The organism is Streptomyces sp. NPDC007189, from assembly GCF_040703635.1.
Classification (GTDB): Bacteria; Actinomycetota; Actinomycetes; order Streptomycetales; family Streptomycetaceae; genus Streptomyces.
Window position 1 is genome coordinate 174,461 of record NZ_JBEYEY010000010.1, and the last position, 15,038, is coordinate 189,498.

The 15,038-nt window shown below is 70.8% G+C and carries 11 protein-coding genes; 5 read left to right on the forward strand and 6 right to left on the reverse strand.

Annotation, left to right across the window (positions count from 1 at the left end; genetic code table 11):
* Positions 1-6: 6 nt before the first annotated feature.
* Complete coding sequence (locus AB0950_RS21755) at positions 7-2,913, reverse strand: lectin (RefSeq protein ID WP_366779233.1); 2,907 nt, start codon at positions 2,911-2,913, stop codon at positions 7-9.
* 269 nt (positions 2,914-3,182) lie between these two features.
* Here AB0950_RS21755 and AB0950_RS21760 point away from each other — a divergent pair, with 269 nt between their 5' ends.
* Complete coding sequence (locus tag AB0950_RS21760; RefSeq protein ID WP_366779234.1) at positions 3,183-5,018, forward strand: arabinofuranosidase catalytic domain-containing protein; 1,836 nt, start codon at positions 3,183-3,185, stop codon at positions 5,016-5,018.
* 39 nt (positions 5,019-5,057) lie between these two features.
* Here AB0950_RS21760 and AB0950_RS21765 read toward each other — a convergent pair whose 3' ends face one another.
* Together AB0950_RS21765 and AB0950_RS21770 are read right to left on the reverse strand one after the other, a co-directional pair.
* Positions 5,058-6,704 carry an APC family permease gene (locus AB0950_RS21765; RefSeq protein WP_360572961.1) on the reverse strand — a complete coding sequence of 549 codons (1,647 nt, stop codon included), beginning with the start codon at positions 6,702-6,704 and terminating at the stop codon, positions 5,058-5,060.
* Between the two features lie 142 nt (positions 6,705-6,846).
* Positions 6,847-7,845: a hypothetical protein gene (locus tag AB0950_RS21770; RefSeq protein WP_360156186.1), complete on the reverse strand. Its 999-nt coding sequence runs from the start codon at positions 7,843-7,845 to the stop codon at positions 6,847-6,849.
* A 535-nt stretch (positions 7,846-8,380) separates the two neighbouring features.
* Here AB0950_RS21770 and AB0950_RS21775 point away from each other — a divergent pair.
* Positions 8,381-8,680, forward strand: coding sequence for a hypothetical protein (locus AB0950_RS21775; RefSeq protein ID WP_360156183.1), 300 nt, complete (start codon positions 8,381-8,383; stop codon positions 8,678-8,680).
* A gap of 39 nt (positions 8,681-8,719) precedes the next feature.
* Here the strand turns inward: AB0950_RS21775 and AB0950_RS21780 are convergent, their stop codons facing one another.
* Together AB0950_RS21780 and AB0950_RS21785 are read right to left on the reverse strand one after the other, a co-directional pair.
* Positions 8,720-10,000: a Tat pathway signal protein gene (locus AB0950_RS21780; RefSeq protein WP_360156180.1), complete on the reverse strand. Its 1,281-nt coding sequence runs from the start codon at positions 9,998-10,000 to the stop codon at positions 8,720-8,722.
* Positions 10,001-10,136: 136 nt separating this feature from the next.
* Positions 10,137-10,739 carry a TetR/AcrR family transcriptional regulator gene (locus AB0950_RS21785; protein ID WP_360156598.1) on the reverse strand — a complete coding sequence of 201 codons (603 nt, stop codon included), beginning with the start codon at positions 10,737-10,739 and terminating at the stop codon, positions 10,137-10,139.
* A gap of 251 nt (positions 10,740-10,990) precedes the next feature.
* Here AB0950_RS21785 and AB0950_RS21790 point away from each other — a divergent pair, with 251 nt between their 5' ends.
* The 3 genes from AB0950_RS21790 (at position 10,991) to AB0950_RS21800 (ending at position 13,665) form a co-directional block, all read left to right on the forward strand.
* A complete protein-coding gene (locus AB0950_RS21790; RefSeq protein ID WP_366779235.1) occupies positions 10,991-12,019 on the forward strand; it encodes an aldo/keto reductase in 1,029 nt (342 codons plus the stop codon).
* Between the two features lie 55 nt (positions 12,020-12,074).
* Complete coding sequence (locus AB0950_RS21795) at positions 12,075-12,953, forward strand: LLM class flavin-dependent oxidoreductase (RefSeq protein WP_360572957.1); 879 nt, start codon at positions 12,075-12,077, stop codon at positions 12,951-12,953.
* Between the two features lie 322 nt (positions 12,954-13,275).
* A complete protein-coding gene (locus AB0950_RS21800) occupies positions 13,276-13,665 on the forward strand; it encodes a RidA family protein (RefSeq protein WP_366779237.1) in 390 nt (129 codons plus the stop codon).
* Positions 13,666-13,711: 46 nt separating this feature from the next.
* On the opposite strand, the gene AB0950_RS21805 is transcribed toward AB0950_RS21800, so the two are convergent.
* On the reverse strand, positions 13,712-14,956 hold the full coding sequence (locus tag AB0950_RS21805; RefSeq protein WP_366779238.1) for a hypothetical protein: 1,245 nt from the start codon (positions 14,954-14,956) through the stop codon (positions 13,712-13,714).
* Positions 14,957-15,038: the final 82 nt, after the last annotated feature.

Below are 15,038 nucleotides of genomic sequence, written 5' to 3' on the forward strand. Positions count from 1 at the left end.
GACCGTTCACTTGTGCCGTGCCGCCCCTGGAATCCCGGCGCCGAAGCCGATCGCGAACACATGCAGGCCCCCGGAGGCGACGTCGGACGGCAGGCGCACGCTGCCGACCGTCTTGCCCGGACTCAGGGCCACCGGCGCCGTGGCGAACACATACGTCGCGGTGGAGTCGGACGCGGTGCCCGCGTGGTTGCGGTAGGGCATCGTCACCGCGACCGTGTTGCCGGGGAGCGGTGAGGCGGCGCCCGCGCTCAGCGTCCAGTCGGACAGGCCCAGGGGAACGGACTGGCTGGTGCCGTCCGTGTAGGTGACGGTCGCGGTGCCGGACACCGGGCCGTTGTTGGCCGCCCCCAGGAAGGCGATGCTGCCGGAGCCGGACACCCGTACCGTCTGGCCGTTCGCCTCGTAGTTGTCCGGTGCGCCGGACGCCACGTCGGGCCAGGTGAACGCGACCCCGTTCGCGGTGACCTTCGAGCCCGGCGTGACCCCGGCGGCGGCCAGGGCGTGCGCCGAGTAGCTGTAGCCCGCGCCGTCGAAGTTCGCCGAGGCCGCGGCGGTGTCAGGGGACGTTCCCACGTCGGTGTAGCCGGGCGCACCCGGATAGGACCGCGGGGCGGCGGAGGGATCCGACGCCCAGGACGTGTCGGGGGAGGTGCCGAGTACGTAGGTGAGGGTGCCGCCGCCGGTGAGGGCGCCGGCGGGCGCGTGCGCCGCGTTCCAGGCCGTGCCGTTCCAGGTGGCCGACTGGACGTACGGGGCGTCGTCCGCCGCGCCGGTGCCGTTGACCGTGAGGGTGCGCCCGGACGGCAGGGTGATCACCGCCTGCGGGAAGAGCGGGCTGCCCAGGGCCAGGTCGGCGGTGCCCGGGGTCTCCGGATACATGCCGAGGGCGGACCAGACGTACCACGAACTCATCTCGCCCAGGTCGTCGTTGCCCGCGAGACCGGACGGGCTGTCGGTCCAGATCTGATCCTGGACCTGCCGCACCACCTTCTGCGTCTGGTAGGGGCGGCCGATGTAGTCGTACTCCCAGGGGATGTTCAGGCTCGGTTCGTTGCCGAGGTCGGTGTGTCCGCCGGCGCCGGTCAGCGAGGACAGGTCCGTGTCCAGATACCTGGCCATGGCCGCGTCGCCGCCCATGGCGGTGGCCAGTCCGTGCACGTTGAACGGCACCATCGGCGTGTACTGCCAGGAGTCGCCCTCGACGAAGTTCTTGCCCGAGGTCGGCGAGAACCCGGCCGTCCAGGTGCCCGAGGCGTCCCGCGGCCGGATGAATCCGCTGCCGAAGTCGAACAGGTTCCGCCAGTCCTGCGCCCGGTCCGCGAACCGGCGCTGATCGGCGGTGTCCCCGAGGGCGCCGGCGAGGGCGGAGACCGCGAAGTCCGCCGAGTCGTACTCGAGCGTGGTGGAGGCCGATCCGTAGAAGTTGCAGCAGCCGTACTTGCCGTTGCTGGGCAGCCGGCCCAGCTGCTCCAGATAGGCCAGCCCGGGACGGTTGTCGTTGGGGACGGTGGCCTCCGCGATCATGCCCTTGAGCGCGGCGGCCGTGTCGAAGTCACGGGCACCGAAGGCGTAGTAGTCGGCGATGATCTCATCCGCCGGATCGCCGACCATGACGTACGTCTCCCCGTTGTTCTCCGACCACTTGGGGAACAGGCCGGTCTGGCGGTAGTCGTCGACCATCGACTGGGCGGTGTCGGAGGCGGTCCGCGGGGCGAGCAGGGCCTCGAGCTGGGCCTGGGAGCGGTAGACGTCCCAGCCCGAGTAGTTGGCGTAGGCCGCGGCGTGCCCCTTGTCCACCGTGTGGACCTTGCCGTCGAAACCGGGATAGCGGCGGTTGCTGTCACTGATCACGTTCGGGTGCAGCAGCGCGTGATAGAGCGCGGTGTAGAAGACGGTCCGCTGAGCGGGCGTGCCGCCGGCGATCCGCACCCGGCCGAGCAGGGACTTCCAGGAGCCGTACGCCGCGCCGCGCACCTTGGCCAGGTCCCAACCGGGGTTCTCCGCCTGCCGGTTGCCCACGGCATCCGCGGCCGACACATAGGAGATGCCGACCTTGGCCTGGACGGCCCGGTGGCTCGTGGCGTCGAACGTGACGTAGCCGTCGGAGCCGCTCGCGCGGGGAGCGAAGGCGTGCGGCGTACGGGGCACGGTGCCGTGCATTGTCGGCTTGTTCGGCGCCTCGGGCGCGGTGGGGGAGGCGTTGCCCCGGGGCGTGGTGGGGGTGGCGGCGGCGAGGGCCGTACCGCTGTGCCGGAACGGCCGGTCGAAGACCATGTCGTAGTAGACGGTGTAGGAGTTGCCCTCGCCGCAGAAGTTGCCGCTGGTGACCTTGCCTCTGACTTCTGTGGCGTTCACCACGTCGAACTCGGCGGCGGTGACTCCGTTCTCGCTGTCCGTGAGCTTGAAGAGCAGGTTCGCCCGGCTGGTGGCGGGGAAGGTGAAGCGGGCCATGCCGCTGCGGGTGGTCGCGGTCAGCTCCGTCTTCACGCCGTTGTCCAGGGTCACCGCGTAGGAGCCGGGCGCGGCGGACTCGTGGGTGTGCGAGAAGCCGTCGGTGGCGCGGGTGTCGACCGCGCCCAGGGTGGGCAGCACCGGGATGTCGCCGGCGGCCCGGCAGCCCGGTCCCGCGATGTGGGTCAGACCGAATCCGGTGATGGCCGAGTCGGCGTACTCGTAGCCGCCGCCGTCCGGTCGGTGCGGGCTGGTGTCGGGACTCCACTGGACCATGCCGAACGGGGTGTCGGCGCCGGGGAAGTCGTCGGCGGCGTGCGAGGTCCCGATGAACGGATCGACGTACGAGGCCGGATCGGCCACCGGCGCGAGTGGGGCGGGAGCGGCGGGCGCGGGGGCGGAGGCGGCGCCCACGAGCAGGGCGCCGGTGGCCAGTACGGACAGAAGACGGAACGGCACCATCGTGACCCTGTCCCTTCGACAACGTTGTCCCGAAGCTCGCCCCTTCAGCACCTGCTGTCAAGGACGCGCGGTGCAGAACCGGCCGTTCGCCTGATGTGACGTCACCTCATCGGAGAAACCCTCAGCTTGGCCCACGTCCAAAACTTTTCATAAGGCCAAAGCAACAAATCTTGACGACAACCATCAGCGTGCGTACGTTCCGCAACGGCCGCCCGCCGCTCCAACTCGACTGTCACGGAACGCACTTGACCCCCCATTGAGGAGCCAGCATGCGCGGAAGCCCCAGACCCATCGCGTCCCTCCTGGCCGTCGTCGGCCTCGTCCTGGGCGCGTTGCTCGGCCTGTCCCAGCCCGCACCCGCCGCGGGTTCACTGCCCTGTGACATCTACGGCGCCGCCGGGACCCCCTGCGTCGCCGCGCACAGCACCGTGCGGGCGCTCATCTCCTCCTACGGCGGCCCGCTGTACCGGGTGACCCGCGCCTCGGACGGCGCCGGCGCCGACATCGGCCTGCTGTCCCCGGGTGGTTACGCCGACGCCGGCCAGCAGGACCGGTTCTGCGCGGACACCAGCTGCGTGATCACGAAGATCTACGACCAGACCTCCCGGCACAACGACCTCACCCCGGGCCCCGCGGGCACCTCCGGTATGGGCGCCGACCGCGGCGCCGACGCTTCCGAGATCGCCGTCACCGCCGGCGGCCACAAGGCGTACGGCCTGTGGATCTCACCCGGAGTCGGCTACCGCTACACGGGCGTGGCCTCCGGGGTCGCCGTCAACGGGCAGCCCGAGGGCGCCTACATGGTGGCCAGCGGCACCCACGTGGGCTCCGCCTGCTGCTTCGACTACGGCAACGCCGAGTCCACACCGGCCGACACCGGCAACGGCCACATGGACGCCGTCAGCCTCGCGACCACCTGCTACTTCGCGCCGTGCACCGGCTCCGGGCCCTGGGTCGAGGCCGACCTGGAGAACGGCATGTTCCAGGGGGACAACGGTTCCAACACCGCCAACCGGGGGAACAACAGCACCTTCGTCACGGCCGTACTGAAGAACAACGGGCAGACCCGGTACGCCCTCAAGGGCGGCAACGCGCAGTCGGGCGGGCTGACCACCTGGTGGGACGGCGCGCTGCCCACCCGCGGCGGCTATCAGCCCATGCACCAGGAGGGCGGCATCATCCTCGGCACCGGCGGCGACAACAGCAACTGGAACATGGGCACGTTCTTCGAGGGCGTGATGGTCGCCGGCTACCCGACCGACGCCGCCGAGAACGCGGTCCAGGCGAACATCGTCTCCGTCGGCTACTCCGGTGAGACGAACGTCCCCAACGGCCCCCAGGGCACCGTCACCGGCCCCGGCGGAAAGTGCGTGGACGTGGCCGCCGACGACACCGGCGCCGACGGGGCGGCCGTACAGCTCTGGGACTGCCAGTCGTACGCCGAGGACCAGCACTGGACGCACTTCGCCGACGGCAGCCTGCGCACGCTGGGCCGCTGCCTGGACATCAACGGAAACGGGACCGCGAACGGCACGAAGGTCGAGTTGTGGGACTGCAACGGTGTGGGTGGGCAGAAGTGGGTGCAGCAGAGTGACGGGTCGCTGCTGAATCCCCAGTCCGGGCGGTGTCTGGACTCGCCCAGCGGGGCCACGGCCAACGGCACACGGCTGCAGATCTGGGACTGCAACGGCGCGGCCGCCCAGAAGTTCTCGGTCGACGGCGGCGCCCCTGTCGCGGGCCCCGGCGGAAAGTGCGTCGACGTGGCGGCCGACGACACCGGCGCCGACGGGGCGGCCGTACAGCTGTGGGACTGCCAGTCCTGGGCGGTCGACCAGCACTGGTACCACCGCGCCGACGGCTCGCTGAGCACGCTGGGCCGGTGCCTGGACATCAACGGCAACGGGACGGCGAACGGTACGCAGGTGGAGCTGTGGGACTGCAACGGTGTGGGTGGGCAGAAGTGGGTGCAGCAGAGTGACGGGTCGCTGCTGAACCCGCAGTCCGGGCGGTGTCTGGACTCGCCCAGCGGGGCCACGGCCAACGGCACACGGCTGCAGGTTTGGGACTGCAACGGCTCGGCGGCCCAGAGGTTCCGGCTCGGCTGAGCGCCGACCGGCCGGGCCGCCGGTGCGTCCCGGGGGACCTCAGACGATCTCCTCTTCCTCCGGGACGACGACCTTGTCGATCATCCCCTGGATCTGCTCGCTCGGCAGCGCCACCGCCATCGCCCAGTAGTAGATGACGAGGCTGAAGGCGGAGGTGACACCGATGTCCCACCACAGCGGGAACCAGGGGTGCTTGAGCGGCCCGAAGTCGCTGAGGTACACGATGAGCCCCATGCCCACCAGGTAGACCGGCAGCCATTGGGCGGCGCGCAGGTCGAGCTGAGGGGTAATGGGGTTCATCTTGAACACCCGGTTGGCCACGAGGATGACGTAGCCGATCAGGATGGCGACGCCGAGCTTCCAGTCGGTGGTCCAACCCGACCACAGGATCAGCAGGTTGGCGACGATGAAGGCGAGCGGCGACAGCCAGCCGCCGCCGGGCAGCCGGTAGGGGCGGTGCGCGTCGGGCAGCCGGTTGCGGAACACCCCGAACGACAGCGGGGCCCCGGCGTACATCAGCACGCTGGCGCTGGTGATCAGGCCGACCAGGGAACGCCAGCTGGGGAACGGCAGGAAGCAGATGCAGCCGATCACGAACGCGGTGATCAGGCCGACCCAGGGAACCCCGCGCCGGTTGGTGTTCTCGAAGACGGAGGGCACATAGCCGTTGCGGCTCAGGCCGTAGGAGACCCGGGAGGAACCGGTGATGTAGATCAGACCGGTGCCGGCCGGGGACACCACGGCGTCGAGATAGAGGACCGTGGCCAGCCAGCCGAGACTGATGAGCGTGGCGACCTGCGCGAACGGCCCGCTCAGCGTGGTGTACGCGGAGGTGGCCCAGTGGCTGCCGATCTGGGAGGCGGGCAGCGCGGCGAGGAAGACGACCTGCAGCAGGATGTAGATGAGGATGCCGAGGACGATCGACCCGATCACCGCCCGCGGGATGTCCCGCTTGGGGTTGGCGCTCTCACCGGCGAGCTGGTCGGCCTGTTCGAAACCCAGCAGCGCGAAGATGATGCCGCTGGTGGACACGGCGGACAGGATGCCCTTGGCCCCGTACGGGTTGAAACCGTCGGCCGCGGTGAAGTTCGCGGTGTGGAACTGGGCGATGGCGAACACGAAGATGGTGAGCAGCGGGATGCCGACCTTCCACCAGGTCGCCGCGCTGTTGGTGCGGGCCAGCAGCCGGATACTCAGGAAGTTGATGGCCGTGATGACGGCCATCAGCCCGACCGCGACGGCGATGCCGGGCGGGGTCAGGACGTGCTCCCCGCTCTTGACCTTCTCCCAGCCGCTCGCCCAGGAGTAGTGCTGGCCGTAGGTGATCATCGCCAGCACCTCGATGGGCGCCACCGTGGCCGCCTGCAGCCAGGAGAACCAGCCGAACGACGCGCCGGCCGCACCGCCGAAGGCGTAGTGCGGGAAACGCGCCGTGCCGCCCGAGACCGGGTACATGCCGCCGAGTTCCGCGTGCACCAGCGCCAGGATCAGGATCGCGACGCCGCCGATGGCCCAGGAGATGATGGCTGCCGGCCCGGCGGCCGCCAGGGCGCCCTGGGCGCCGAAGAGCCACCCGGACCCGATGATCGAGCCTTCCGAGGCCCAGATGAGGCCGATGAAGCCGATCTCCCGCCGAAGCCCGGGTTTCTGGGTCTTCCGACCGGGTTGCGCCTCTGACACGGCCATGGTCCACACCCCCTCGTAGGGGACCCATCACCCTCGGTAGAGTGATATTCGTCACTAATCGTGCCACGGTGACGCGGTCATGGCGCTCGGCGTGAAGACACCGTTTACCGACCTTTTGACACGGCCGCGTCCGGCGGTCCGGTCAGCCCGAGGCCAGCTGCGGTCCGGCCGGCGGGGCGCCCGTGACCGCCGCGCGGTACAGGGCCCGGGTAGCGGTGCCGAAGTAGGCGCTGTAGGAGACCTGCGGGGTGTCGCCGCCGGTGTGATAGCCACCGATCACACCGATGACCGCCCATCCGCCGGGCCGGGGCAGGAGCATGGGGCCGCCGCTGGTGCCGCCCACGAAGCCGTCGCAGGCGATACGCGGGAACGTGCCCGGGTCGGCCGGGTCGTCGCTCTCCCATCTGGTGGTCCAGCTCCAGCACTCCAGCGGCCGCTCCGCCCCCGCCGGGTAGCCGATCATCCGCACCGGCGCGTGGTAATAGCCGGTCCCGGTGAGCAGCCGCACCCCTGTGCCGACCGCGTCCTCCAGGCGGGTTCCGTCCTGGTTGGGCTCGGTGACCGCGAACGCGAAGTCGTAGGCGGCGCCCGCGTGTTCGCCCAGGTCGTAGTACTGCTGCGGGACGTAGACGCCATTGGTGCGGATCGGGAAGATCCCGAACGGCTTGAGGCTGTCGTGGTACTGCGGGACGAAGGCGAGGTGCCGCTTGGGCGAGGTGCCCGCGTATCCCCTCAGACAGTGCCCGGCGCTCAGCACCAGGTCACGACCGGGGCTGTGCACGACGGAGCCGCTGCAGGTACGGCCGGTGCCCGTGGCGTCCGTCCAGAAGAACGTGCCGGCCTGGGGGATGCCGTCGAAGCTCCTGCTGGGCGGGATGTACTCGCCCGGCCGGGGGCCGTCCACCGCAGGAGACACGGTGGACGCCATGGTCCCGGCCTCGGTGCCCTTGAGGACGTCGGCCGGCAGCGCGGCCTCCATGCGGGCCGGTGTCCAGTAGTCGTCGAGCCGGTCGGCGAGCGGGTTCGGGTCGGCCGGGGTGTCCCCGGCGGACGCCGACGCCCCCGTGGTGAGGCCGGCGCAGAGCAGTAGGGCTGCCGCGCAGACGGCGGCGTATCGCGCGATCCTGGTCCCGGGCTCCATGAGTTCCCCTCAGAGCGGACGCAAGTGACGGCTCACCTTAAGCCCGTGACCGCGGGCGGCACAGCGGCCACGGCGGTATCGGGCGGACGGCGAGTCGGCCAACTCATGTGGCTGGGATTGAGTCTGTCGATCCGTCAGGTCGCGGAGTGGCGTGGGGATACGGACGGCTCCGCGGCGGTGGTCGGGAGGGCGGTCACATTCGGCGGTGGGCGGTGGGCGGTGGGCGGTGGGCGGTGAGCGGTGAGCGGTGGGCGGTGGGCGGTGGGCGGTGAACTGTAAGCGGTGGGCCGTGAGCCGCTGGGGGTGCGCGGTGGGTCATGGGCGATGGCCCGCCGGCTGTGAGCGGTGGGCTGCGGTCGGTGATCGTCCCGACTGCCCCGGCGCAGCCGGGTTGACCTGGTCCTTCCGCCGGCACCCGGCGAGACCCGACCGCCTCCCCGGACCCCGGATCGGGAGAGGAGTGAGGTGTGAGTTGCTGGGTAGATGCCCGTACCTGCCAAGGAACCGCCATGGGCTCCACCGGAAGGACAAGGCCATGAAGAAGCTGATAAGGAACGTGGGTGCGGCCGGAGCCGCCGCCGCGATGGTCACGGGTGCTCTTCTCGCCGCCGGCAGCCCCGCGGCGGCGGCAGCTCCCGGGGCGACCGGACACGGCGCGATCGGCGCCACGGCGCCCGCCGGCGCGACCCCGCACCGCCATCACGGCCTCGCGTGCATGGATCCGTGGGTCGCCGGGCAGCTGGCGTCGTTCGACCCCGCGGCCCGGCACCGCCTGGCCGTGTTCGATCCGTGGGTCAAGGACCAGCTGACGCGCTTCGCCGCTCCCTCCTGTTAGCCGTGTGGTGCTCCGGCGCTCTCCCCGACGGCGCCGCGATCACTTCACGAACACCATGTCCGGATACTTCGCGGACGGCCCCTCCAGCAGCCGCCCGCTGCGGCCTCGCAGCCAGTGATCGAAGTATGCGCAGACATAGGCCTCGGTCGTGCGTATCGCGGTGGCCGGGTCGATGGTGCCGATGTCGTCGGTCCGTTCGGAGGGCCGTAGACCCAGTTGCGGTATCAGCGCCTCGGCGTCGGTGAAGGAGGCGTGCTCCGAGCCGAGGAGGGTCAGCTGGCGGTTCCACCCCGGCGTGTGGGCGCGGAACGCCTGCCAGCCGGGGCCGGTGTCCGTGTCGCCGTCCTTGCCCAGGAGCAGGAAGGGCCGGTCGAGGCCGTGCCGGGCCACCGGCATGAGGGAGCCGTCGAGATAGGTCAGGTTGCCGTCCGTGTCGAGGCCCGCGGCGATCCGGTGGTCGGCGTCCATCGACAGCGCGGCCGCGGTGCCGCCCATGGAATGGCCGAACATGCCCACCTCATGGAGATTCAGCGCGCCCGCCAGGCGGTCCGGCAGCGGCCGCTTCTCGGCGTCGGGGTCGCGCCCGCCGTTCAGTGCCTTGAGCTGGTCCAGGACGAAGCCGGTGTCGGCGACCCGGACGGCCAGCGCCTTGCGCAGGAAGGCGTCGGGATCGGACGGCAAGACCATGGTGGCGAGCGAGCCGTCCGGGAACTGGACCTCCGGCGACTCATAGGTGTGGTCGACGGTGACGACGGCGTAGCCGTGGCTGGCCAGGTCGGCCGCCGGCGTCGTGCCCCAGGTGCGGGGTTCGCCCAGGCCTGGGGAGTAGAGCACCACCGGAAGCCGCCCGGGGCGCCCGGCGGCCACGGGGGCGCCCTGCGTGACATGGGTGACGGTGCGGGCCCAGTCCGCGCGGCCGGGCGGAACGTGCAGGCCGAGGTAGTCGTTCGCTGTGACGTCGTCGAAGTGGGCGGCCGCGGCGGGCAGCATGTACGGGGCCGCCGGCCGGGCGGCCGTGTGTGTCGCGGGGTAGTACACGCTGACCATCAGCTCACGCGGGCTCTGTCCGGAGTGCCAAGGATCGGGTCGTGCGTGGTCCACGAGGTGGAGGTCCACCTCCCCGACCCGGTACCGGCCGCTCGGGGCAGGCAGGGAGAGGGGACGAGCGGACGAGGGTGTCGGTGCGGAGGCTGTGGTGGCGTTCGGGGCCGCGGCGGCGGGCAGAGCGGCGGTCAGCCCTAACAGTGCGGAGACGGCGCAGGCGGCGAGCGCTCGTCGCCGGCTGGCCCTGCGACCGTCGCGCGGGAGGTGATTCGTCATGGCTCAAGCCTGACGGGTCGTCGGCTCCCGTACATCGGGGGACGTCCCCCATTTCCCTCTCGGGGTCGCCGTAGGGGATCCCCCTCACCCGTGCCCCCCTCACCCGTGCCCCCCTCTTCGCCCGGCAAGCGCTGCGTCAGTCGTCGGAGGTGTGTTCGGCACTCAGTCCTCTGATCAGGAGTTTCACCAGCCGTCGTGCGTCGTACCGGGGATCGCTCTCCGCGCCGATGCAGAGGTTGCCGACGCCGTGCAGGAGTTCGACGGCCTCCAGGCCGGAGCGGATTTCGCCGGCGGCGGCAGCGGCGCCGAGCAGCTCGGTGCAGACGGGCAGCAGCCGGTCGAGGAAGTAGGCGTGCAACGTGTCGAAGCCGGTGCTGTCGGCCTTCAGTGCGGCGGCCAGGCCGTGCTTGGTCACCAGGAAATCGACGAACAGGTCGATCCACCGGCCGAGGGCGGCATAGGGGCTGGGGCCGGTCTTCAGCAGGTCGGGACCGGCCTCGGCCAGGCTCTCCACCTGGTGCCGGTAGACCGCGATGATGAGGTCCGCGCGCGTCGGGAAGTGGCGGTAGATCGTGCCGACCCCGACCCCGGCCCGGGCCGCGATGTCACGCACCGGTGCCTCCACGCCCGACGCGACGAAGGCCGCTGCGGCCGCGTCGAGCAGCGTCTCCTTGTTGCGCCGGGCATCGCTGCGCCTGGCTCGGGCCGCGCGCCCCGCCCTCTCGCCGCCGTCGTCCACCGCGCCGCTTCCTCGATCGCCGTGCTGGTCCACCGCATGCTCCCACTGCCGCTCTTGCTAAACGGAACAGGGTTCCGTATCGTTTTAGCGGAACGATGTTCCGGTTAATCGAATCACTACCGGAACGACGTTCCGCTTACTCATGGTGTCAGAGCGGCGGCCGGGCGGCCAAGCGGGCCACGCCCATGTCCCACGCCCTCCACTCTCCACCTCCCTCCATATCCCTCCGTCTCCAGTGAGGAGAAGCGGTCATGCAGTACCGCACCTTGGGCCGCACCGGCGTGCAGGTCAGCACTCTCGCGCTCGGCGCGATGAACTTCGGCAGGATCGGACGCACCACCCAGGACGAGGCCACCGCCCTCGTCGACACCGCTCTCGAAGGCGGGATCAACCTCATCGACACCGCCGACATGTACGCGGACGGCGAGTCGGAGGAGATGGTCGGCAAGGCCATCGCGGGCCGCCGCGACGACATCGTCCTGGCGACGAAGGCGGCCATGCCGATGGGCGACGAGCGCAATCACCGGGGCAGTTCGCGGCGCTGGCTGGTCAGCGCGCTGGACGACAGCCTGCGCCGCCTCGGCGTCGACCACGTCGACCTCTACCAGATCCACCGCTGGGACCCGGACACCAGTGACGAGGAGACGCTCTCCGCGCTGACCGACCTGCAACGGGCCGGAAAGATCCGCTACTTCGGCTCCTCCACCTTCCCGGCGTACCGCATCGTCCAGGCGCAGTGGGCCGCCCGCGAGCACCACCTGGGCCGGTACGTCACCGAACAGCCCAGCTACTCCATCCTCCAGCGCGGCGTCGAGAGCCATGTGCTGCCCGTGACCGAGGAGTACGGGCTCGGCGTGCTCGTGTGGAGCCCGCTGGCCTCGGGCTGGCTGTCCGGCGCGATCCGCGCCGGCCGGGACATCACCACGCACCGCTCGGCGCTCCTGCCGGACCGCTTCGACCTCACCGTCCCCGCCAACCGGGCCCGACTCGAAGCCGTCGAGCAACTGGCCCGTGTCGCCGACGAGGCCGGTCTGACGATGATCCAGCTCGCGCTCGGCTTCGTCACCGCGCACCCGGCGGTGACCAGCGCCCTCATCGGCCCGCGCACACTGGACCACCTGCACTCCCAACTCGCCGCCGCGGACACCGTGTTGTCCGCCGACGTGCTCGACGCCGTCGACGCGATCGTGGCCCCCGGCGTCGATCTGGCCCCCGAGGAGAAGCACGACACCCCGCCCGCGCTGCTCGACGCGTCACTGCGACGCCGGCGCACGCCGTAGGAGCGGCAGTCCATCGGCTGAACCAACGTCCGCGCACCGAAAGGACCACCAGCTCATGCCGCACCCATCTCGGCCCCGGTTCGGAATCATGACCGCCCCCTCGCAGGTGGGCTACCACGACCTCCTGCGCGTCTGGCGCGAGGCCGACGCGATCCCGGAGATCGAGCACGCGTGGCTGTTCGACCACCTCATGCCGATCTTCGGCGAGCCGGACGGGCCGGTGTATGAAGGCTGGACACTGCTCTCCGCCCTCGCCGCGCACACCCGGCGACTGCGCCTCGGCGTGCTCGTGACCAGTAACCGGTTCCGGCCGCCCGCCCTGCTCGCGAAGATCGCCGCGACCGTCGACATCGTCTCCGGCGGACGGCTCGACTTCGGCATCGGCGTCGGCTCGCGCCCCGGCCATCCCCTGGCCCGGCGCGAGTACGACGCGCACGGCCTGCCCTTCCACGACTCCGCGCACGCCGTGGCGAGCCTCGCCGAAGCCTGCACGGTGATCCGGCGGTTGTGGACGGCGACCGAACCCTTCGACTTCCACGGCACCCACCACCACCTGACCGGAGCCTTCGGCAACCCCAAACCCGTGCAGCGCCCCCACCCACCGATCCTCGTCGGCGGCCGTTCCTCCGCGACCTTGCGCGTCGTCGCCGAACACGCCGACCTCTGGAACATCCCGGGCGGCGGTGACATCGACGACCTCGTCAGCCGGAGCGCCCTGCTCGACCGGTACTGCGCCGAGATCGGCCGCGACCCCGCCGCCATCACCCGCTCGATCCATCTGCCCGTGTTCTACGACCGGCCCGGCGACACCCGGCACACGATCCGCGAGGCGGTCGACGCCGGCTTCCGGCACGTCGTCCTCGGACTGCCGGCGCCGTACCCGGCCAAGGTCGCGCAGTGGGTCACCGACGAACTCATCACGCCGTCGCTCTGACCGACCCGGCGGCGCCTCCGGCGCGGCCCCAAGGACGCCCTTCTCGCCCTCCGGGCCGCGGATCCTGGCCGATCGTCTCCAGCAGCCGGGCCACCAGCGGATCAAGGTCGTTCCTGCCCAATGCCACCGCGACCCGCGTCCGCGCACCGCCCGGGACGATCCGGTGGAACGCCACGCCCCTCAGCCGGATACGGCGGATGCTCACCGGTGCCACCGACACCCCCAAGCCTGTCTCCACCAGGGCGCACACCGTCTGCCACCGGTCATGTCGGGGCGGTCCATTTGTTAGACGTATCCGCACGGGTCACCTAGCGTTCGGCGCATGACAGAGCGACGTGCGGTCCTCAGCGGATCGACCTTCGAGGAGCAGATCGGTTACGCCCGTGCCGTGGTCCAGGGCGAGTGGGTGCATGTGTCCGGCACCACCGGGTTCGACTACTCGACCATGACGATCTCGGACGACGTGGTGGAGCAGGCCGAGCAGTGCCTGCGCAACATCGGGGCGGCGCTGGCCGAGGCGAAGTGCACGTTCGCCGATGTGGTGCGGGTGCGCTATCTGCTCCCCGATCGCGCGGACTTCGAGCCCTGCTGGCCGGTGCTGCGCCGCTGCTTCGGCGAGGTGCGCCCGGCCGCCACCATGATGGAGTGCGGTCTCGCCGACCCGCGCATGAAGATCGAGATCGAGGTGGACGCCCGTCGGGAGGCCCGCTGAACCGGCGCGGCACGGTCGGACTCACGGGACATGGAGAACCGGGCGATCACTGTGCGGTGGCGTGTCTCGCCGGGCGCAGGAACTCGTTCCAGCCGCCGTCCGGCTTCTGGCCGACCTCGAGGGTGCGCAGCTTCGCGAGGATCGCGGGGTCCTGGGCGTCGAGCCAGTCGACGAACTGCCGGAAGGAGACCAGCCGGACGTCCTTCCGGGCGGCGATCTGCTTCAGGGCCTCCTCGGCGGCGTCCATGTAGATGCCGCCGTTCCACTGCTCGAAGTGGTTGCCGATGAACAGCGGAGCCCGGTTGGTCTGGTACGCCCGCTCGAACCCGGCCAGATACGACTGTGTCGCCTGGGCCCGCCAGTAGGGGTAGTTGTAGGAGGGCGCCCGCGTCGAGTTCTTGGACTGGTTCGCCAGCATGTTGTAGTCCATGGACAGCACCTCGAAGGTGTGCCCCGGAAAGGGGATGCTCTGCAGTGGCAGGTCCCAGATGCCGTTCCGTTTCCGGGGCCAGCGCTGCAGTCCGCCCGGCGACGAGGCGTCGTAGCGCCAGCCGAGTTCCCGCGCGGCCGGCAGCAGGTTCGCCTGCCCGAGCAGGCATGGGGTGCGGCCGCCCACGAGTTCCTTGTCGTAGTCGAAGGGCAGCGACGGTTCGTCGTGCCAGCCGGTGTTGGTGCGCCACGTCTTGACGAAGGCCCGTGCCTGCTCGATCTCCGAACGCCACTGCGCCGGAGTCCAGTTGGCCACCGATCCCGGTCCGCTGCAGAAGTGCCCGTTGAAGTGCGTGCCGATCTCGTGGCCCTCCAGCCAGGCCTGGCGGACGTAGGTCAGCGTCGTCTTGAGGTGGCCGTCGGTGAGGTAGCCGATGTCGGAGGCGCCGACCGGGTTGTTCGGCGGGTCGTAGATCCGCTTCTTCTCCTCGGGCAGCAGGTACAGGCCCGACAGGAAGAAGGTCATGTGCGCGCCGTGGTCGCGGGCGAGTCGCAGGAAGCGCGGGAACAGGCCGGTGCCCAGCTCTCCGGCGCCGTCCCAGGAGAACACCACGAACTGCGGCGGGGTCTCACCCGGTTCCAGGGGCAGCGGCGAGGCCGGCTGGCGCGGCTGGCGTCCGGTGTACGCCGTCGAGCCGTCCCCGATGAGCCGGATCACCCGGGGCGCGCCCTGCTGGTGCGGGCTTCCGGGTGAGCCGTTGTCCTCGTCCTGTCCTCCGCACGCGGCGAGCGAGGCGGCGGCCACGCCGATGCCCGCGCCGAGACCGAGGCGTGCCACACTCCGGCGGCTGATTCCCGTCATCGCCATCCCAACCCGCGCCCTGCCACGACGCGTTGTGCGCCCCCTCAACGTTCCTGCCGACATCTCGCACCATAGGGGCGAT

Coding starts and splice junctions, on each gene's coding strand:
- AB0950_RS21760 (WP_366779234.1), top strand. CDS start 3,183: ATGCGCGGAAGCCCCAGACCCATCGCGTCCCTCCTGGCCGTCGTCGGC.
- AB0950_RS21800 (WP_366779237.1), top strand. CDS start 13,276: ATGACAGAGCGACGTGCGGTCCTCAGCGGATCGACCTTCGAGGAGCAG.
- AB0950_RS21775 (WP_360156183.1), top strand. CDS start 8,381: ATGAAGAAGCTGATAAGGAACGTGGGTGCGGCCGGAGCCGCCGCCGCG.
- AB0950_RS21795 (WP_360572957.1), top strand. CDS start 12,075: ATGCCGCACCCATCTCGGCCCCGGTTCGGAATCATGACCGCCCCCTCG.
- AB0950_RS21755 (WP_366779233.1), bottom strand. CDS start 2,913: ATGGTGCCGTTCCGTCTTCTGTCCGTACTGGCCACCGGCGCCCTGCTC.
- AB0950_RS21780 (WP_360156180.1), bottom strand. CDS start 10,000: ATGACGAATCACCTCCCGCGCGACGGTCGCAGGGCCAGCCGGCGACGA.
- AB0950_RS21805 (WP_366779238.1), bottom strand. CDS start 14,956: ATGACGGGAATCAGCCGCCGGAGTGTGGCACGCCTCGGTCTCGGCGCG.
- AB0950_RS21790 (WP_366779235.1), top strand. CDS start 10,991: ATGCAGTACCGCACCTTGGGCCGCACCGGCGTGCAGGTCAGCACTCTC.
- AB0950_RS21765 (WP_360572961.1), bottom strand. CDS start 6,704: ATGGCCGTGTCAGAGGCGCAACCCGGTCGGAAGACCCAGAAACCCGGG.
- AB0950_RS21770 (WP_360156186.1), bottom strand. CDS start 7,845: ATGGAGCCCGGGACCAGGATCGCGCGATACGCCGCCGTCTGCGCGGCA.